Annotated in this window: 20 protein-coding genes and 1 riboswitch; of the genes, 4 read left to right on the top strand and 16 right to left on the bottom strand. The window is 61.5% G+C overall.

Features of this window, described 5'->3' with window-relative positions:
* Positions 1-57: 57 nt before the first annotated feature.
* The 6 genes from K3756_RS04575 to trmB form a co-directional block, all read right to left on the bottom strand.
* Positions 58-633, bottom strand: a complete 576-nt coding sequence (locus K3756_RS04575; protein ID WP_259991349.1) for a hypothetical protein — start codon at positions 631-633, stop codon at positions 58-60.
* Positions 634-717: 84 nt separating this feature from the next.
* A complete protein-coding gene (cmk, locus tag K3756_RS04570; RefSeq protein ID WP_259991347.1) occupies positions 718-1,326 on the bottom strand; it encodes a (d)CMP kinase in 609 nt (202 codons plus the stop codon).
* Complete coding sequence (locus K3756_RS04565; RefSeq protein WP_259991345.1) at positions 1,323-1,814, bottom strand: hypothetical protein; 492 nt, start codon at positions 1,812-1,814, stop codon at positions 1,323-1,325. The genes cmk and K3756_RS04565 overlap by 4 nt, the downstream gene beginning before the upstream one ends.
* Positions 1,811-3,163 (bottom strand): 3-phosphoshikimate 1-carboxyvinyltransferase, encoded by a 1,353-nt coding sequence (aroA, locus tag K3756_RS04560; RefSeq protein WP_259991343.1) that lies wholly within the window; start codon positions 3,161-3,163, stop codon positions 1,811-1,813. Before aroA ends, K3756_RS04565 begins: the two co-directional genes overlap by 4 nt.
* 71 nt (positions 3,164-3,234) lie before the next feature.
* Positions 3,235-4,884, bottom strand: a complete 1,650-nt coding sequence (locus K3756_RS04555) for a mechanosensitive ion channel domain-containing protein (RefSeq protein WP_259991341.1) — start codon at positions 4,882-4,884, stop codon at positions 3,235-3,237.
* 62 nt (positions 4,885-4,946) lie between these two features.
* Complete coding sequence (gene trmB, locus K3756_RS04550; RefSeq protein ID WP_259991339.1) at positions 4,947-5,648, bottom strand: tRNA (guanosine(46)-N7)-methyltransferase TrmB; 702 nt, start codon at positions 5,646-5,648, stop codon at positions 4,947-4,949.
* 106 nt (positions 5,649-5,754) lie between these two features.
* Here trmB and K3756_RS04545 point away from each other — a divergent pair, with 106 nt between their 5' ends.
* Positions 5,755-6,609 carry a response regulator gene (locus K3756_RS04545; RefSeq protein ID WP_259991337.1) on the top strand — a complete coding sequence of 285 codons (855 nt, stop codon included), beginning with the start codon at positions 5,755-5,757 and terminating at the stop codon, positions 6,607-6,609.
* 47 nt (positions 6,610-6,656) lie between these two features.
* Here the strand turns inward: K3756_RS04545 and metK are convergent, their stop codons facing one another.
* The 8 genes from metK to miaB form a co-directional block, all read right to left on the bottom strand.
* The gene (gene metK, locus K3756_RS04540) at positions 6,657-7,838 is read right to left on the bottom strand and encodes a methionine adenosyltransferase (protein WP_259991334.1); all 1,182 of its coding nucleotides are present in this window, start codon (positions 7,836-7,838) and stop codon (positions 6,657-6,659) included.
* Positions 7,839-7,844: 6 nt separating this feature from the next.
* Positions 7,845-7,896, bottom strand: a riboswitch (SAM-SAH riboswitch).
* Between the two features lie 38 nt (positions 7,897-7,934).
* Entirely contained in the window at positions 7,935-9,416 is a 1,482-nt protein-coding gene (gene lnt, locus K3756_RS04535) for an apolipoprotein N-acyltransferase (protein WP_259991332.1), read from the bottom strand.
* A complete protein-coding gene (locus K3756_RS04530) occupies positions 9,416-10,327 on the bottom strand; it encodes a hemolysin family protein (RefSeq protein WP_259991330.1) in 912 nt (303 codons plus the stop codon). The genes lnt and K3756_RS04530 overlap by 1 nt, the downstream gene beginning before the upstream one ends.
* Positions 10,327-10,881, bottom strand: coding sequence for an rRNA maturation RNase YbeY (ybeY, locus tag K3756_RS04525; protein WP_259991329.1), 555 nt, complete (start codon positions 10,879-10,881; stop codon positions 10,327-10,329). Before ybeY ends, K3756_RS04530 begins: the two co-directional genes overlap by 1 nt.
* Before the next feature lie 38 nt (positions 10,882-10,919).
* Positions 10,920-11,930: a PhoH family protein gene (locus K3756_RS04520; protein WP_259993484.1), complete on the bottom strand. Its 1,011-nt coding sequence runs from the start codon at positions 11,928-11,930 to the stop codon at positions 10,920-10,922.
* A gap of 164 nt (positions 11,931-12,094) precedes the next feature.
* On the bottom strand, positions 12,095-12,415 hold the full coding sequence (locus K3756_RS04515; RefSeq protein ID WP_259991327.1) for a hypothetical protein: 321 nt from the start codon (positions 12,413-12,415) through the stop codon (positions 12,095-12,097).
* Between the two features lie 11 nt (positions 12,416-12,426).
* Complete coding sequence (locus K3756_RS04510; RefSeq protein WP_259991324.1) at positions 12,427-13,002, bottom strand: OmpA family protein; 576 nt, start codon at positions 13,000-13,002, stop codon at positions 12,427-12,429.
* 169 nt (positions 13,003-13,171) lie between these two features.
* Positions 13,172-14,482 carry a tRNA (N6-isopentenyl adenosine(37)-C2)-methylthiotransferase MiaB gene (miaB, locus tag K3756_RS04505; RefSeq protein ID WP_259991322.1) on the bottom strand — a complete coding sequence of 437 codons (1,311 nt, stop codon included), beginning with the start codon at positions 14,480-14,482 and terminating at the stop codon, positions 13,172-13,174.
* A 126-nt stretch (positions 14,483-14,608) separates the two neighbouring features.
* Here miaB and K3756_RS04500 point away from each other — a divergent pair, with 126 nt between their 5' ends.
* Complete coding sequence (locus tag K3756_RS04500; RefSeq protein WP_259993483.1) at positions 14,609-15,475, top strand: hypothetical protein; 867 nt, start codon at positions 14,609-14,611, stop codon at positions 15,473-15,475.
* Positions 15,476-15,506: 31 nt separating this feature from the next.
* On the opposite strand, the gene K3756_RS04495 is transcribed toward K3756_RS04500, so the two are convergent.
* Entirely contained in the window at positions 15,507-15,890 is a 384-nt protein-coding gene (locus tag K3756_RS04495) for a hypothetical protein (protein ID WP_259991320.1), read from the bottom strand.
* A gap of 91 nt (positions 15,891-15,981) precedes the next feature.
* Here K3756_RS04495 and K3756_RS04490 point away from each other — a divergent pair, with 91 nt between their 5' ends.
* On the top strand, positions 15,982-17,100 hold the full coding sequence (locus K3756_RS04490) for a class I SAM-dependent RNA methyltransferase (RefSeq protein ID WP_259991318.1): 1,119 nt from the start codon (positions 15,982-15,984) through the stop codon (positions 17,098-17,100).
* Positions 17,101-17,150: 50 nt separating this feature from the next.
* Positions 17,151-17,996 (top strand): 3-deoxy-8-phosphooctulonate synthase, encoded by an 846-nt coding sequence (gene kdsA, locus K3756_RS04485; protein ID WP_259991316.1) that lies wholly within the window; start codon positions 17,151-17,153, stop codon positions 17,994-17,996.
* Positions 17,997-18,076: 80 nt separating this feature from the next.
* On the opposite strand, the gene K3756_RS04480 is transcribed toward kdsA, so the two are convergent.
* Positions 18,077-18,868, bottom strand: a complete 792-nt coding sequence (locus K3756_RS04480; RefSeq protein WP_259991315.1) for an enoyl-ACP reductase — start codon at positions 18,866-18,868, stop codon at positions 18,077-18,079.
* Positions 18,869-18,870 lie beyond the last annotated feature (2 nt).

Below are 18,870 nucleotides of genomic sequence, written 5' to 3'. Positions count from 1 at the left end.
TGGCGGCAATGTCGGGGATCGGGCGGCCAACGTCAATGCAGCGCGCCCGCTTTGGTCCTAGAGCGCTTCGCCCTTTTTACGCAACTCCTCGAAAAGCTCCTGATAGATGCCGTTTGAATCACCGCCACCGAAAACCTGCGCGCCGCCCGAATAGGTCTGCCCAAAGGTGCGTGCCACGTTGATGGTCTGGATCAGACCGCTGATGAACTGGTCCCGCTCCAGTGGCGATAAGGGGTGGATGAAGACACCCCAGAGCCGTCCGTTGGCGATGGCGTATCGCGCATCGAGCGCCGTGTCGAAATTGGCCTGCATCAAGCGGCGCATCTCTGCGTCGCTCAGACCCTGGGCGGACGCAATGGGCACCATCGCCCGCATTCTGTCAGCAGCCGCATCGGCCACCACAATCACCGGAATGTCGTCGAGCGTGAATTCCAGCGTGGGACCTCTGGCGATCACCTGTGGATCGAGCGCCTGCACGATGAGCGCGAGGCGTTGCAGTGTCATCGGCCCTTCAACCTGTGGTGCCGGCGTTTGCGCCTCGGGGGGCGGTGCGGGTGCTTCGGGCGCGGTTTGCGCGGCCAGCGTGGTGCTCGACACAATGAGCGTTGCGGCAATGGCGATTTGTCGGATCATGGGGCGTCTCCTTTGCCCCTCCAACCTAACCAAGCGCCGTTGAAATACGAAACAAGCTTTGGTGAACCGTCCAGCCGTACGGGGTCAGCGTGCCGCCTCGATCGCGGCGACAGCTGCCGCAATCGCGTCCTCGATTGTCAGATCAGACGTATCGATGGTCAACGCGTCCTGCGCGGCAACGAGTGGCGCGGTCGCGCGTTCCATGTCGCGCGCGTCGCGTGCTTTTACATCCGCCAGAACCGTCTCGAAGCTATCTTCTATGCCCTTGCCCGAAAGCTCTGCAAACCGACGTTTGGCCCGGACCTCGGCAGAGGCCGTGACGAACAGTTTCACCGCCGCATCGGGACAAATCACCGTTCCGCAATCGCGCCCGTCCAGCACGGCACCGCCCGCACGGGCGGCAAAGCTGCGCTGGAATTCGACCAACGCGGCACGCACCTCTGGGATCACGGCAACTTTGCTCGCCGCTTGGGCCACATCGGGCGTGCGAAGGCTATCATCGTCGAGGTCGGAGGGATCGAGGGACTGCGCCGCCTCGACCGCGTCTTGACCGGCAATCACCTTTGCGCCGACAGCGCGGTAAAGCAGACCGGTATCAAGATGTGCGAAGCCGAAGTGCGCCGCGACCGCCTTGGACAAGGTGCCTTTGCCCGCTGCCGCCGGGCCATCGATTGTGATGGTAAATCCGGTCATCTGTCATCCCCTTTCCTGTGTCGGGCCCGCCATGCCGCAAGTGCAAGCAACAGGCCGGTAAAGAAACTGCCCCATTTCGCCATCGTGATCCGCGATGCGGTTTCGGCCAAGGCCGGTCCCTCGCGCAACATCTGTCCAACCAATGCGTTCTCGGTCAGATCCAGCGCGAGAAACGCCACCGGAATAGCCAGTGCGGGAACCCAGGCGCGGCCTTTGCCAACCAGAACGGCCCCGATCATGGCAGCACTCGCAAAGACGGGAAACAGCGTATCAAGAACCCTGAACACACCGAGGTAAAGACCGCGCGCCGCAGGTGTCAGACTGTCGATATAGGTCTGCGCGTCTGCTACGTCATAGCCCAGCAACCTGCTGTCAAAAATGCGCAACCCGCCCGGTTGCAACCACCCGATCGACAACACGGTCAGCGCCGTCAAAAGCCCGAATGCCACGATCGCCAGCATCCGTGTCAGAAGCGCGGGATTGCTCATGCGGTATCGCGGCTCACGTCTGCCCCCAGACGCGCCATCAGCGGCTCAAAGATCGGAAAGGAAGTGGCAATGGGGCCGCCGTCATCAACCCGGACAGGCGCGTTTGCCGCCATTCCGAGGATGAGGAAAGACATCGCGATCCGGTGATCCAGCTGGCTTGCGCAAACAGCACCGCCGGGAACATTGCCGTGGCCCAAACCCGTTACAATCCACCAATCGGGGCCTTCCTCGACCTCGATGCCGTTCGCACGCAAGCCCTGCGCCATGGCATCGATCCGGTCGCTTTCCTTGACGCGCAGTTCCTTAACCCCGCGCATCACCGTCTGCCCGCTGGCATAGGCCGCAACCACGCTCAGCACCGGATATTCGTCGATCATAGAGGCCGCGCGTGCAGGAGGAACTTCGATACCATGCATATCAGGCGAAAAACGTGCCCGCAGATCGGCAACGGGCTCGCCCCCTTCCGTGCGTTCGTTTTCGTAGGTCAGATCGGCACCCATTTCGCGCAGGGTCGTGAACAGACCGGCCCGCGTCGGGTTGAGGCCGATACCCGGAACCAGAACATCCGACCCCGGTGTAATCAGCGCGGCACACACAGGAAATGCCGCAGAGGAGGGATCGCGCGGCACGTCAATATGTTGCGGTTGCAGTTCCGGCTGGCCGGTCAGCGTAATTTCGTAGCCTTCATCCGTTTCGCGGGTGTCGATCCGGGCGCCAAAGCCCGCCAGCATCCGTTCGGTGTGATCGCGGGTGGCCTCCTGCTCGATCACCACTGTTTGTCCGGGCGCATTCAGCCCCGCCAGCAACACGGCAGATTTGACCTGCGCAGATGGCACCGGCACAGTATAGCGCACCGGAACCGGCGCCCGTGCCCCGACAAGCGTCATAGGCAGACGGCCCCCTTCCCGGCCCACAGCCTGACAACCGAATTCAGCGAGCGGATCGGTAACCCGCGCCATGGGCCGGCCGTTCAGGCTTGCATCCCCCGTGAAGGTCGCAGTGATCGGCTGGGTCGCCATCGCCCCCATGATAAGCCGCACACCCGTACCAGAATTCCCGCAGTCGATGACATTCTGGGGCTCTGCAAAGCCGCCGACCCCGACACCCCGCACGGACCAGTTGCCGTCGCCGTGGTCTGTCACGTCCGCGCCGAATGCCTGCATCGCCTTGGCGGTATCCAGCACATCCTGCCCTTCCAGCAGACCCTTTATCGTCGTCTCGCCGATGCACATCGCTCCGAGGATCAAGGAGCGATGGGAAATGGATTTATCGCCCGGCACCTCTGCCGTGCCGCGCAGCGGACCACAGGCCCGCGACGTCATTGGAATGGGATCACCGTGGCTCGACATGTTAGCGCCCTCAACTTTGTCTTTGGCGCGTTTTAGCCCAGCCGCCCGAACGCGTCCATGCGCGATTTGGATCAATCGGCCGTGTCGGGCGCCACCGGCTGCGATTGCGTGCCGAGATGCGGCAGGGGGTCAATGTCGTGCTTGCGTCCTTGCGCGCGGGCCACGCCAATCATGTGCTCCCGCAATTCGCACTCGACGTCCCAACCGTCACGCGGATCAGGCACGGGCACGGCAAACCGGATTTGCACGCCATAGCCGTCCTGCCCTACAACCATCGCGGCGCTGCCCTCGTCGGCGATCCGGTCATCGCCTGCCACAAAGTCGTTGAAGCCCTCGCGCAGGGCGTCGATGTCAACCGCGGACGAGACGGTCAGCTTGGCGACGCGGGTCATTCCGCTGTCCACTACGTTGCGGTTGATAAATGCGTCCGAGACAAATTTGGAGACCGGCACGATCAGACGGGTATCGTCCCACGCCCGCAGCTGCACGTAGGTGAAATTCACCCGCTCGACCGTGCAAAGCGTGTCGTGCCAGATCAGCTGATCACCGACGCGCGCCGACCTGTTGAGCGAAATCTGCAGGCTCGCCATAATATTGCCGAGCACCTCGCGCGCGGCAAAGCCCAGCACGAGCGTCATTGATCCGGCAGCCGCCAGAAGCGAAAAACCGAGTGTCTGGAAAATCTTGGCCGTGCTGAGAACAATCCCCGTCCCCGCAAGAACCGCGATCACGACGAGCACACGCCGCGCCGCCGAAAGGGACGCGGCCAGATTGCGCCGGTCTTCCTCTTCCGGTGACGCAAGTGTGTCGATGTCCACCGCGACCACACGCTCCAGCACCGCGTCGATGACATTCACTGTCAGGATTACGCCTGCCGCGACAAAAGTCAGGATAAGAAGCGGTTCAAGAAACGTCGACAGTGCGCCCGAGACAACGAATAGATACTGCGTAGCGGCCCAGACCGTCAGCGCCAGCACGCTCATTGTCACCGGCGTGCGCAATCCGTTGATGATGCTGTTGGCCAACCCGCCGCTGCCCGCCTTGCCCAGTATCCGCCAGACCAGTACCGAAATACCGGCAGCAATGGCGAGGACGAGCGGCATGCCCAATAGCTCCCACCACTTCAGCCCGGCAAACGCATCCTTGCGCAGTTGGTCCGGCAGCGCCTTTTCAAACTTCGACGGGCCGTAGCGCGCGAAAAGCGGGTCGATATTGGCAACACTTTGCCGCGAAAAGACCCACACCGGTGCGCCGCCTTCGGGCTTTATTCGGTTCAGGCGCAGGGCAACGCCCCGACCGTCCAGATCCAGAACTCCCAGCAAAAGGCTCTTGCGTGCCGTACCCGCCATCGGATTATTGCTTGCCGCCGTCGTGTCGAGCGCATCCGGTCGCTCCAGCAACTGCTGCCATGAAATCACCACCTTGCGGTCGATGACCGTTGCCAGCCGCTGCGCGAGCAGCGGACCCGTTTCGGCCTGCGACGCCACATCAATGTCGTTGAGGTTCAGAACATGGGCGGCATCATCGAATGCGCCGTCCTCGATCGCAAACAGAAAGGTTTCCATCGCCGATTGCGGCGTGGCCAGATCAAGATCCCCGCGCGGTGCGGGCAGCCCGGCATTCAGCGCGTCGACCTCGAATACCTGATCCTGTGCGGAGACCGGGATGGCGGCGCACAGCAGCAGGGAAATAGCAGCGATCAAAGGGGCGAGGCGGATCATCAAGGTATTCAGCATTGCCTGCGCAACGCTCGACTGGCCCCGATGGTTCCCGCAGGACCGCCTCAGATGCGTTTGAATGTCAGGTAATGCGGCGTGCGGCCTTCGCGCAGTGCCTTTTGCTCATAACGTGTCGAAATCCAGTCGGACCATGGCGTGCGCCAGTCGGACGGCCCCTCGGCAAGCCATTCGAAACCATGCTGCGGCACCTGCTCCAGCGTCTGGCGCACGTAATCCTCGATATCGGTTGCAACGCGGAAAATCGCTCCGGGCCTGAGCACCCTGTGCAATGGCTTCAGATGTTCTGGCGTCACGAAACGGCGACGGTGGTGCCGTGCCTTGGGCCAGGGATCGGGATAGAGCAGAAACGCCCGATCAATCGCCCCCTCCGGCAACACATCGAACATGTCGCGCACATCGCCGGGATGAACCCTGACGTTGTCGACGCCCGCACGGCGTATCTTGCCCAGCAGCATCGCCACACCATTGATATAGGGCTCGCAGCCGATAATGCCGACGTCGGGATGAGAAGCGGCCTGATGGACCATATGCTCCCCCCCGCCGAACCCGATCTCGAGCCATGTCGGCCGACCGCCAAACATCGCGTCCAGATCGAGCGGTGTCCGGTCGGGGTTTGCCGCCCAATCGACGGGCCCGGGCGACAGGGGGCCGAGGTCCTCATCAAGATAGCCGCGCTGCGACTGCTTGAGGGTTTTGCCTTTGAGGCGACCATAGAAATTGCGACGGGGGCGGATCGGTGTGCTCATGCGGGCGGCTTTAGCGTGATGTGCACGGCTGCGCAATGCGCAGACGTTTACGCGATCTTGAGAATTTGGCCGCAATAAAGTGCCACTTGCCGCAAGGAGCATTTTCATGAGCAGCATGAACCGCATCACTGCCACACTCGACCAACAGGCCCTTCATACACCCGACTTCGCCAGTATTCTCATCGTGGATGACCAGAGGTTCGACCGCATGCGCCTGCAAAGAATGTGCGCCAACTTCGGTTTCACCACCCACACGGTGGAGGCAGACAGCCTGGATGCGATGCGCAATGTGCTGAAGAAAGACAAATTCGATCTGATTTTGCTGGACTATTACCTGCCCGACGGTACGGGGCTTGACGGTGTTGACAGCATCCGGGCCGATGCCACCAATTCGGCGGCCGCGACGATCATGATCACCGGCAGCGACGATGCCGAAGTCGGCATCAATGCCCTGAAACTGGGCTTCAGCGACTATCTGACGAAAGACGAGTTGTCCGTCGATGCCCTGCGCCGCGCGGCCATCACCGCCTTGCAAAAATCACGGCTGACCACGGGCCTTCAGACGCAGGGGCGCAAGCGCAAGGAAATGCAGACGATCCTGCAGCGTTTTTCGAAGGAATGCGCACAGGAAATCAAACCGACCGTCAGCCGCATGATGCGACAGATGCGCGAATTGCGCGAAATACAATCGCTCACGCAAGAACAGGCGATCGACAGAATCGATCGGGTCGAGACGTCTTGCCGCCGCCTGTGGGACTTTCTCAATGAGCTAGAGCATTATCGTGGCGACGATCTCACCCGGAAATCCGAGTCCGACCGATCCGTGGCCAGCATGCTCGACCTGACGCAAGCGCCCACCCAGGTGGATGCGGTCCTGAATACAAGCGCCGCACCACCGGCTGCCGCACGGTCGATCACACCGCGTAAGCCACCCTCGATTTTCGGCAAAAGAAAAGGGTGAGCACACCGCCCGTGCACCCGGACGCGCGGGCGTGAAAAACCTTGTGTCTAAACAGCGGCCTTGAGCACATCCGCAAGATTGCGCGCTTCCCAGCTAAATCCGCCGTCTTCCTCTGGTGCGCGACCGAAATGGCCGTAGGCCGCCGTGCGCTGGTAAATCGGACGGTTGAGCTGCAGATGTTCGCGAATGCCACGTGGGGTCAGATCCATGGCCTGCGCCACAGCCTGCTCGATCCGCTCGTCAGGTACCTGTCCGGTGCCGAAGCTGTCGCAATAGATCGAAAGCGGCTTGCTGACGCCGATGGCATAGCTCAACTGGATGGAACATTTCGACGCCAGACCGGCCGCAACGACATTTTTTGCCAGGTACCGCGCGGCATACGCAGCGGAGCGGTCGACCTTTGTCGGATCCTTGCCCGAAAATGCACCACCACCGTGCGGCGCGGCTCCCCCGTAGGTATCGACGATGATCTTGCGGCCCGTAAGCCCGGCGTCACCATCCGGCCCGCCGATGACGAAGGTTCCGGTGGGGTTGACCCACCATTCGGTATCGTCAGAAATCCATCCCTCGGGCAGCACCTCACGAATGTAGGGTTCGACAATCGCGTGGATATCATCGCTGGTTTGCGTCTCTTCCGCGTGCTGGGTCGACAGAACGATCGAGCTGACGCCAACCGGTACGCCATTTTCGTACCGCACCGACAATTGGGATTTTGCGTCAGGGCGCAGCGTGGGCTCGGTGCCATCTTTGCGCACCTCGGCCAACCGGCGCAGTATCGCGTGGGCGTAATGTATGGGGGCCGGCATCAGCTCGGGCGTTTCATCGGTCGCAAAACCGAACATGATGCCCTGATCGCCGGCGCCTTCGTCCTTGTCCTTGCTGCTGTCGACACCTTGCGCGATATGCGCCGATTGCTCGTGCAGCAGGTTGGTCACTTCACAGGTCTCGTGGTGGAATTTCTCCTGCTCGTAGCCGATGTCCTTGATGCAGGCACGCGCGATCTCATCGATCCGACCCATGTATTGCGACAACTTGTCCTTGTCCGACAGGCCGACTTCGCCCCCGATCACGACACGGTTGGTGGTGGCAAAGGTTTCGGCGGCGACGCGGGCTTCGGGTTCTTCGGTCAGGAACGCGTCGAGCACGGCATCACTGATCCGGTCGCAGACCTTGTCGGGGTGGCCCTCGGAAACGGATTCCGAAGTGAAAACGTAGGATTGGCGGGACATTGGCATTGCTCCGATAGGAAAAATCAAACGCCACGTCAGGAAGCCGTTGTGGCGCGTTCGGTCTGAGGTAAGCGCCGCCCCCTGCCGCGTCAATCGCTATTTGTCTTTCGCCGATCTCGCGCGCGCGGCGAATGCCAAACAGGCAACGGCCAGAAACAGCACGGCACTCAACGGGATATCTCCCGTGCGGCTGTAAAGCGTGGGCGCAAGCGGCTGCGGTAGCCTTGCGTCAACATAGCCGGCCTGACCCAACGGCAGGTGCGACAGCACCCGACCGCGCGGATCAATCACGGCCGAGATGCCGGTGTTGGCCGCCCGCGCCACCGGCAGCCCCTGTTCGATGGCCCGCATCCGGGTCTGCGCCAGATGCTGCTGCGGGCCCGCATGCCGCCCGAACCACGCATCATTCGTGGCGTGAACAATCATATCGGCCCGTTCAGGCGCGCCGCCGACGTCATGCGCAAACACCGCTTCGTAACAGATGAGCGGCAACACCGTGCCCACCCCCGCCACATGCAACACACGTGGCCCCGGCCCCGCGCCGTAACCGTTCCCAAACTGCGCAGCCAGACTGCTCAGCCCCAGCCGACCTGCCAGACCCTGCAACGGCAGGTATTCTCCGAATGGCACCAGATGGTGCTTGTCGTACAGGTGGGACACGTTACCATCGGGACCAAGCACCACCATCGAGTTGTAATAAGTATCGCCCCCGCGCCGCTGCACACCCAGAATGACCGGCACATCGCCCGCCGCATCGGAGATCATGTCCAGCGCGTCCCCCGCACCGTTCAAAGCCCATGGAATGGCCGTTTCCGACCACACAACCACGTCAGGCGCAGGCAGTCCCGGGGTCGGCGGGGCGGCCGTAAAGTCCAACTGACGGCGAAAAAAGACGGGGATCATTGCAGGATCCCATTTTTCATGCTGCGCTGCGTTGGGTTGGACCAATCGCACGACCCGCTCGCCCAAGGGCGACGGGGCGAGCATGGGCGGCACATGCAGCAATAGTCCGGCAGCGCCGAGAACTGCCAAGCCGAGCACGCGGGCCCGTTTTTGGAGTGAGACCGCCAAGGCAGCGGCCGACACGATCAAGAGATTGACTCCGTGGGGGCCGACAAACGCCAGCGCCTGCCCCGCCCAGCCGTCAACCGTCACCTGAGCGGGTGTGGCCCACGGAAATCCGGTAAACACATAGGCCCGCAGAGTCTCCACCACCGGCAACGTCAGAACCGCCCCCCAGACGCCGCATCGCAACGCGTGCGCCCCCCAGAAGGCCAAAGCCCAGAAAAGCGCCAATCCGGCGCTCAGAAAGATAACCGCGAAGGGCGCCATCCAGCCATGCCGTGCCACATCCACCAAAAACGGAGAGACGATCCAATGCAAAGCGATCGCAAAATACCCCAGCCCCACGGCCCAACCGGTCCACGCAGCCTGACGTCCGGTGACGCACTGCGTGAGCAGCCACAATCCGGCGGCAATTCCGACGAAGGTAAAGACGGGAATGGAAAACGGTTCATGGCCGAGCGCAGCGACGCCCCCCGCAACAAGAGGCAGGCCCAGCCGCTTGGCACCGGCCATCATCCCCCCGCGGTGCCGTCCAACCGCACGCGCAACCGCTTGATCCGGCGCGGATCGGCATCAAGGACTTCAAACTCCGGACCATCGGGATGCAACACGACCTCGCCGCGAGCCGGGACCCGGCCGGACAGCATGAAGACAAGACCACCAAGCGTTTCGATGTCTTCTTCGTCCACGTCCTCGTGGTCGGTCAGCGACCGGTCGATCTCGGCCTCGAAATCGGCAAGCGGCGTCTTGGCCAGCGCGAGATACTGCCCCGATTTCTCCTCGGTCCAGTATAGCCCCTCGTCGATGTCGTGCTCGTCCTCGATCTGGCCGATGACCTGTTCGATCAGATCCTCGATCGTCACCAGTCCGTCGACACCGCCGTATTCGTCTATCACCAGCGCCATGTGGCGCCGCTCGGCCTGCATCTTGGTCAGCAAAACGCCGATCGTCATCGACGGTGGCACATAGACCAGCGGCCGGATCAGATCGGCAAGATTGAAGTTCTTCGGCTTCCCGTTGAACCCGTGGTTCAACGCCAGATCCTTGAGGTGGGCCATACCCACCGGCGTATCCAGCGTGCCATCGTACACCGGCAGGCGGGTCAAGCCACTGTCCTTGAAAACGGAAACAAGCTCGTCCATGTCCGCGGTAACGGGCACCGCCACAATATCCGCCTTCGGCACCATCACATCATCGACGCGCATCCGGCGCAGATTGCCCATGCCGTGTGCTGCGGGGCGTTGTTCGGCCAAAGGAGCAGGATCAGCGGCACCATCGGTATCGGACGGGCTGAGCGCCCCGATCACACGGCTGAAAAACCCGCCCTTGGCCGTATCGTCAGGTTCCGGCGAGGTGGAGGGTTCTGTTGGGGTCTGGGACAGCGCGCTGCGCGCTGCCATAGAAGATCCGTCTGTGTCGCCCATTAGGTCCTGTCTTTGGTAGGCCGCGCGTCAGATGGCGGCACGATAAGTGTTGCACTCATATATGGGTCATCCAGGCCCATTTTGCCAAGTATTTCGATCTCCAAATGCTCCATCAGCACCGCATCGCCGTCACGTATGTGATCAAATCCCAACAAATGCAGGGTTCCGTGCACAATGAGATGTGTCAAATGATCCGAAAGTGTCTTGCCAGAGTCTTCGGCTTCGCGCGCGCATGTGCTCAAACTGACGGCGATATCGCCCAACTCAATCATTCCGTCGAAACCCGCTTGCGGGGCCGCAGGGGGCGCGCCTTCGGTATCGGGGCCAAGTTCCTGAGCTGGCCAACTGAGCACATTGGTCGGGGTGGGTTTGCCGCGAAACTCCGCGTTGAGTTGCGCAATTTGGGCGTCATCACAGGCCAGAACCGCAATCTCGGCCAGATCCGGCGCCACGTTCTGCCGCTGCAGCGTCGCCACCACAGCCCGCGTCGCCACTTCGGTCAGCATGCCAGCGTCCCACGCGCCCTCTTCGATCAGAATATCGAGCGTTTCCATGGCTCAGACCGGGCGCGCTGGATCACGGGGGCGCAGGCTCATACGTCGCGGTTCAGCGCGCGTTCGGCTTCGGCCTCGTATGCCTCGATGATCGCCGCCACCAGCGGATGGCGCACAACGTCCTTGGAGGTGAAGTAGTTGAAGCTGATTTTCGGAATCGACTTGAGCAACCTTTCGGCATCCGCCAACCCCGACGCCTGCCCGCGCGGCAAATCGATCTGTGTCCGGTCGCCGGTAATCACCATGCGCGACCCCTGCCCGAGGCGCGTCAGGAACATCTTCATCTGCATGGTCGTCGCATTCTGCGCTTCGTCGAGAACCACAAACGCGTTCGACAGGGTCCGCCCGCGCATGAAGGCCAAAGGTGCGATTTCAATCGTCTTTTCCTCGCGCAGCTTGGCCAGTTGCTTGCCGGGAAGAAAATCGTTCAGCGCATCGTAAAGCGGCTGCATATAGGGATCGACCTTTTCATCCTGCGTGCCGGGCAGGAAGCCAAGCTTCTCTCCCGCCTCGACAGCGGGGCGGCTCAGAATGATCTTGTCGACTTTCCCGGTCAGGAACAGCGAAACACCCACCGCAACCGCCAGATATGTCTTGCCCGTGCCCGCGGGCCCGATGCCAAAGGCAAGCTCATTGTCGAACAACGATTGCACATAGGCCTTTTGTGCCTCGGTACGCGGTTCGATACGCTTCTTGCGGGTCTGGATCTCGATGCCGTGCGTCATGGGCATTTCCATCTGGTCGCCGTCCCGCACACCGGTGCCGGATGCGGAGGTCCCCATGCGCAACATGCTGTCGATGTCCGCAGGTTCGACCGACCTGCCCGATTCCAGCCGCGCGTAAAGCGCGTTCAAAATCGCGGCACCGCGGTCCACGGCATCCGCATCGCCGTGCAGGCTCAACTGGTTGCCGCGGCGCACGATCTGGATTTCCAGCCCCTTTTCGAGGGCCGCCAGATGCTGGTCGTAGGGACCACAAAGATCGATCAAGAGCCGATTGTCAGGCAGATCCAGCACACGGCCCGACGCGGTTGGCTTCTGGGTGTCCATGACGGGGCTATCGGTATCGGATGAGGGCAAGAGCGGCTCCTTTCAAGCGGCTGTCGGTTGGAGATAAGTCGTACACACGGTCCTGACCAGACCCCGAATGCAAAAAGGGCCGAGGTGCATCACACCCCGGCCCCAGTCTAAGCGATCTTTCGGCAAGTCCCAAATCAGACCGGATCCCCGATAAGCGGCGTGGCGCCCTTCTTGAAATCCCCCACCGTCTGGGTGGGCTTGGCGATGCCCGAGCATACCGGCTTGCCGTCGGGGCCCAACCGCGCCGACAGGTAGCCCTCGACACCGTCGTCGATGATCCAGTGGTCGCACCCTGTCGGGTCAACCCAGATGCCTGCCTCAAGCTGGCTGAGATGCTTTTTGTCGATGCCGCGGTCGACGGTCTTGTCAGGTCCCAACTCGCGGTAGGACCCGTCTTCGCACGCAGCAAGCAATGCCGCCGCGCCGACCAATGCAGTGATCTTGAATATCTTCATGGCGGTGTTCCCTAGCGGATGCAGATGATTTCGACGCGGCGGTTCTTTGCCATGCCGCTGGCTGTTTTGTTCGATGCCTTCGGCTGGCGTTCCCCGTAGCCGCGCACATCGGCGACGCGCACACCCGAGGCACGGGCCACTTTGGCGACCGAATTGGCACGGTTGAGCGACAGACGCATGTTGTAGGCATCGGACGCGCGGCTGTCGGTATGGCCGGTGATGATAAAGCTGCTGGCAGACGCTTTCTTGAAGAAGGCCTGCAGCCGCTTCTTGCCGTGTGGCGAAATGCGGAAACTGTTCGTCGCAAAGAACTGGTCCGACTGCATCACACCGCAAACGTTACCCCGCCGGCAGACCGGAATGCCGGCGCGCGTTACATGCGGCGTCATAAAACCTTCGACGCCATCATCCATGACCCAGTGTTCGCACCCGTCGGGATCAACCCAGATCGTGGGCACATAGCGGCCGCCGTCGCGGCCTGATTGCGATTTGGTCTGCGCCACCGCGACGCTGCCCTGCGCCGCAACTGCAACGGCCAGCAAGAGCCCCGCAATCCGGCGTGTCATTTTGAGAAGTGTGTTTGCCACAGCTTTCTGTCCTCTTGTTGCTGCTCAGAAGCAGCATCAGGACCTCACGGCGCCCAAATCGCTCCCCCTACATTTGGGGAGATTAGGCAAAAGTTGACGTTTAGGGAAGCTCTAACTGCCACATGTAGTGGTTCATCATACGCATTCACGCTATGCGGGCGTGCCGCCGCTATTTTTCGACGGCTGTCAGCGAATTGGTCATGGCCTGCGTGATGTGCACCGGCACCAGATCACCGATCTGCGCCGTGGAGTCGTCGATATGCACTGCGTGCAGGTATTCCGACTTGCCCAGCATCTGGCCGTCCTTGCGTCCCTTCTTTTCGACCAGAACAGTGAGATCGCGGCCCACCATGCCCTGCTGAATCGCACGTTGTTGGCGCGTGATCAGCGCTTGCAGACGTTGCAACCGTTCGTCCGCCTCGGCGGGGTCGACCTGCGGACGCTCCGCTGCGGGTGTGCCGGGCCGTGTCGAATATTTGAAGCTGTAGGCGTAGCCATAGTTCACTGCTTCAACCAGATCGAGCGTGGCCTGGAAATCGGCCTCGGTTTCTTCCGGAAAGCCCACGATGAAGTCTCCCGACATCATGATATCGGGGCGGACTTCACGGATACGTTCGATCAGCCGCAGATAGCTCTCTGCCGTATGACTGCGGTTCATCCGCTTGAGAATACGGTCGCTGCCCGATTGCACCGGCAGATGCAGGTACGGCATCAACTTGGGCGTGTCGGCATGGGCCGCAATCAGGTCATCGTCCATGTCGTTGGGATGGCTTGTGGTATAGCGGATGCGCTCCAACCCGTCGATCTTCCCCAGCGCGCGGATCAACTGCGCCAGCGTCATGCCCCCGTGGTAGGCGTTGACGTTCTGACCCAGCAGGGTGATCTCGCGCACGCCGCGCTCGACCAGCTCCTGCGCCTCGCGCACGACACGGTCCGCAGGTCGCGACACTTCGGCCCCGCGTGTGTAAGGCACCACGCAAAAGGCGCAGAACTTGTCACACCCTTCCTGCACCGTCAGAAACGCAGCCGGGGCCCGCCGTGCTTTCGGCCGTCCCTTAAGGTGGTTGAATTTATCCTCTTCAGGAAAGTCCGTATCCAGCGCGGATCGCCCTTCGCGGACCTGCGCTTCCATCTGCGGCAGACGGTGGTAGCTTTGCGGCCCGACCACCAGATCAACCGCGGGTTGGCGGCGCATGATTTCCGCCCCCTCGGCCTGTGCAACGCACCCCGCCACGCCAATTTTCAGATCGGGTTTGTCGGCCTTGAGCGTCTTCAGCCGCCCGAGCTCCGAATACACCTTCTCGGCTGCCTTCTCGCGGATGTGGCAGGTGTTGAGAAGGATCATATCCGCCTCATCGGCCTTGTCCGTCTGCTCGTATCCCTCGAGGCTCTCGGCCATGCGTTCGCTGTCGTAGACGTTCATCTGGCACCCGTAGGTCTTGATGAACAGCTTTTTGGGGGCAGTCTTGGTGTCGGACATCGGACAGGCTCGCGGGGCTATGGCAGGGACAAACAGAGTGCGCGCGGCCTATCAGCCGCGGTGACATCTTGCAATGCACGCCGAATTAACCGATTCTGCGACAAAAGACCAATAATGCAGGACACCATGCGCCATACATCGCTCGACGCCATGATCAAATCTCTGCCCGCCCCCCCAAAAGGCCCTATTGCGGTGGTGATGGTCGAGGACGACGTCGAGGTGGACACAACGCTGCGGCACACGCTGCAATCGGGGTTCAAACTTGTGCTCGCCCTGATGCCAAGCCAGTTCGATCTGCCGCGCGATCTGCAGGAAACGGTCGTCCGCATCGACTATGACATGTCGCGCGATGGCGCGATGGAGATTGCGCTGAACACGCTCATCGCCGCCGCCCCCGGCGAATGGATTTATTACTGCTACAACGCCGAATTCCTGTTCTTTCCTTTCTGCGAAACGCGATCCGTCGGCGAAATGCTTGCCTTTCATGCAGAAGAGCGGCGCGGGTCGATGCTGACATACATCATCGATCTTTACGCCGAAGATCTGGCTCAGAACCCGCACGCCGTGTCATTGGAAACGGCCCATCTGGACCGTTCGGGCTATTACGCGCTTGCCCGGCCTGATCCGGCCAAGGAAAATCATCCTAAGGAACGCCAGCTCGACTTTTTTGGCGGCTTGCGCTGGCGCTACGAAGAACACGTGCCCGCCGCGCGCCGCAAAATCGACCGCATCGCGATCTTCCGTGCCAAGGCGGGCCTTACCATCCGCGATGACCACACGTTTTCGGATGAGGAATACAACACCTATTCCTGTCCCTGGCATCACAACATCACCGCGACGATCTGCTCGTTCCGCACGGCCAAGGCGCTCAAGGCCAACCCCGGAAGTACCTACGACATCGACACGTTCAAATGGCACAATTCGGCACCTTTTGAATGGCACTCGCGACAATTGCTCGATCTTGGGCTGATGGAACCGGGGCAATGGTTCTAGACACGCGGCAGCGCAGAACGCCACCACGTGTCTAGCCGTCCGTCCCCCGACGGATCGTCACCCGGCTTTTTGGCAGACTGCTTGTGCCGGGTGCCGACGTCTGTTGCTGGGACAGGCCCAGTTGTTCGATTGTGTCTGCTTGCGCGCTGCCGGGCACATATCCGAGCCCTTCGATTGCCGCGTCCTGCGCGGCGGCGACATCGGCGCTTGCGGGATCAGGCGGGCCCATCACCGATGCGACAGCGGCAAGCGCCAGATCATCGGCGATCGCGCGCACCTGCGGATCGGTCCGGACCACCACAACCAGACAAGCCGTCAGTCCGAACCCGATGATGCGCCCCAGAAGCCGCGCCTTGCGCGCTCGGCTGCGGCGGCTGATCAGACGTTCTTCGCGGTAGATATCGGCAAAACTCATAGCCAGATCGGTACCGCGGGATTCCGACCAATTTGAGGCGACATTGCAGAATTAACTCGTAGATTGTGGCGCGAATGCGTATGCCCCGCACATGGACGCACAAACCGAACTCGAGATCTTTCTGGTGGCCCCGCCCGGACTGGAACAGCTGGTGCAGGACGAAGCGGTCGAAAAAGGCTTTGCCGATCCACAGGTGTCTGTCGGGGGGGTCACAATACGCGGCACCTGGCAGGATGTCTGGCGCGCCAACCTCGCACTGCGCGGCCCGGTGCGTGTCCTGGTGCGCATCGGCAGTTTCATGGCCTTCCATCTCGCCCAACTCGACAAACGCGCCCGGAAATTTTCTTGGGCCGATACCCTTCGGGCCGATGTGCCGATCAGGGTTCAGGTCACCTGCAAAGCCTCAAAGATCTATCACGCGAAAGCCGCCAGCCAGCGCATCGAAACCGCCCTGCGCGAAAGTCTTGGCGTCACCGTCACACCGGAGGCCGATCTTGTCCTGAAGGTGCGCATTCACGACAATCAGGTCACGCTGAGCCTCGATACCTCCGGCGAAAGCCTGCACAAACGGGGCCACAAAGAAGCCATAGGCAAAGCACCAATGCGCGAAAACCTCGCGTATCTGATGCTGCGGTCGATGGGGTTTGACGGCACGCAAACGGTGGTCGATCCGATGTGCGGCTCGGGTACTTTCGTGATCGAAGCCGCCGAAATCGCGGCTGGCCTTATGCCGGGACGCAGCCGCAGCTTTGCCTTCGAAAAACTTGCCAGTTTCGACGCGGATCTCTGGCAGGATCTGAAATCAACCCGACCCAAACCGCTCAACACCGCCTTCATGGGCTACGGATCGGACCGCGACGCCGGCGCCATCCGCTCCGCCACGGCCAACGCGGAACGTGCCGGGGTCGCGGAAATGGTCGACTTTGCCAACCATCCCGCCGGGGCGCTGTCTGCCCCCGACGGCCCGCCCGGAATTGTCATCGTCAATCCCCCCTACGGCGGCCGCATCGGCAACAAAAAACTGCTTTATGCGCTCTACGGAAGCCTCGGCACCACACTCATCGACCGCTTTGCAGGCTGGCGCGCCGGGCTCGTCACGTCGGAGCCGGGGTTGGCCCGCGCCACCGGATTGCCCTTTTCCGACCAATCGGCCCCCATCGCGCACGGCGGTATGAAGGTATGGTTCTGGCAAACCCACCCCTTGCGCTGACCATACGCCGCCCGCTACACACCCCCGACCCCAGCTTGAAAGGCACAAAGATGACCACGATCGACGTTGCAGGCCTGCAAATCTCGAACTCCGCCCCGATGACCCTGGTCGGCGGCATGAACGTGCTCGAAAGTCGCGATCTGGCGATGCAAGTGGCCGAAGCATATGTCGAAGTAACCGGCAAACTGGGCATCCCGTATGTCTTTAAGGCGTCGTTCGACAAAGCGAACCGCTCTTCGATCCACTCCTACCGGGGCCCCGGGATGGAGGCAGGGCTCAAGATATTCGAAGAAATCAAATCCACCTTCGGCGTGCCCGTCATCACCGACATCCATACCGAAGATCAATGCGCCCCCGTGGCAGAGGTCTGCGACATCCTGCAGGTCCCCGCCTTTCTGGCACGCCAGACCGACCTGATTGCCGCCGTGGCCGCCACGGACGCTGTAATCAACGTCAAGAAACCCCAGTTCATAAGCCCGCCACAAATGCAGAATATCGTGGAGAAACTGCGCGAAAGCGGCAACGACAAGATCATGCTGTGCGAACGCGGCAGCTGCTTTGGCTATGACAATCTGGTGGTCGACATGCTGGGCCTGCGCACCATGCGCAATATCTCCGATGACGCACCCATCATTTTCGATGTGACACATGCGTTGCAAATGCGCGATCCGGGCGGCGCGGCATCCGGCGGGCGGCGCGCACAAGTAGCCGAACTGGGGCGCGCGGGTCTCGGTGTCGGCCTCGCAGGCCTCTTCCTCGAAGCACATCCGGATCCCGACAAAGCCCTGTGCGATGGGCCCAGCGCTCTACCGCTGGACAAACTCGAACCCTTCCTCGCTCAAATGAAAGCCGTCGACGACGTCGTAAAGGCACTGCCGCCCCTCGACATCACCTGACGCCTATCTTTCTTGGCCACAAATACTCCGGGGGGTCCTTGTCGCCAGACAAGGACGGGGCAGAGCCCCCGCCCGCTCTCCTACAGGTTTTCGGCCTGCGGCATGCCCAGAACATGAAATCCGCCATCGACGTGAATGATCTCGCCGGTGGTGCACGCCCCGGCATCTGACGCGAGATAAACGGCCGTACCGCCAACCGCGTCAAGCGTCGCGTTGGCGCGCATGGGGGCATTGATGTCCGTGTGCTTGTACGTCTTGCGCGCCCCGCCGATCGCCGCACCGGCAAGCGTTTTCATCGGACCGGGGGATATCGCGTTCACGCGTATGCCCTCCGGCCCCAGATCATTTGCCAGATACCGCGTGGCACTTTCCAGTGCCGCCTTTGCAACGCCCATCACGTTGTAATTCGGAACCACCTTGTTCGACCCCTGATAGGTCAGGGTAAGCAGCGTGCCACCGTTCTCGACCATCATGGGATGGGCGCGGCGGGCCACCTCGATGAAACTATAGGCCGATATGTCCATCGAATGCTTGAAATTGGCCCTGCTGGTGTTGAGGAACCGGCCGGTCAACTCCGACTTGTCGGAAAAGGCTATGGCGTGCACCACGAAATCAATCGTCGGCCACCGCGCGCCCAATTGATCGAATGCCGCATCAAGCGACGCATCGTCCGTCACGTCGACATCGACCATGAAGTCCGACCCGACACTCTCCGCAAGGGGCCGCAGCCTGCTGCCGAACGCCTCTCCCTGATAGGTAAACGCCAACTCGGCCCCCGCCTCGGCCATTGCCTTGGCAATCCCCCACGCGATGGAGCGTTCATTCGCAACACCCATGACGAGGCCGCGCTTTCCCTTGAGCATATCTGACATCA

The sequence above is a fragment of the Sulfitobacter sp. S190 genome (assembly GCF_025141935.1).
Classification (GTDB): domain Bacteria; phylum Pseudomonadota; class Alphaproteobacteria; order Rhodobacterales; family Rhodobacteraceae; genus Sulfitobacter.
Note: the sequence above shows the minus strand (reverse complement) of the source record. Positions and strands in the feature narration are given on the sequence as shown.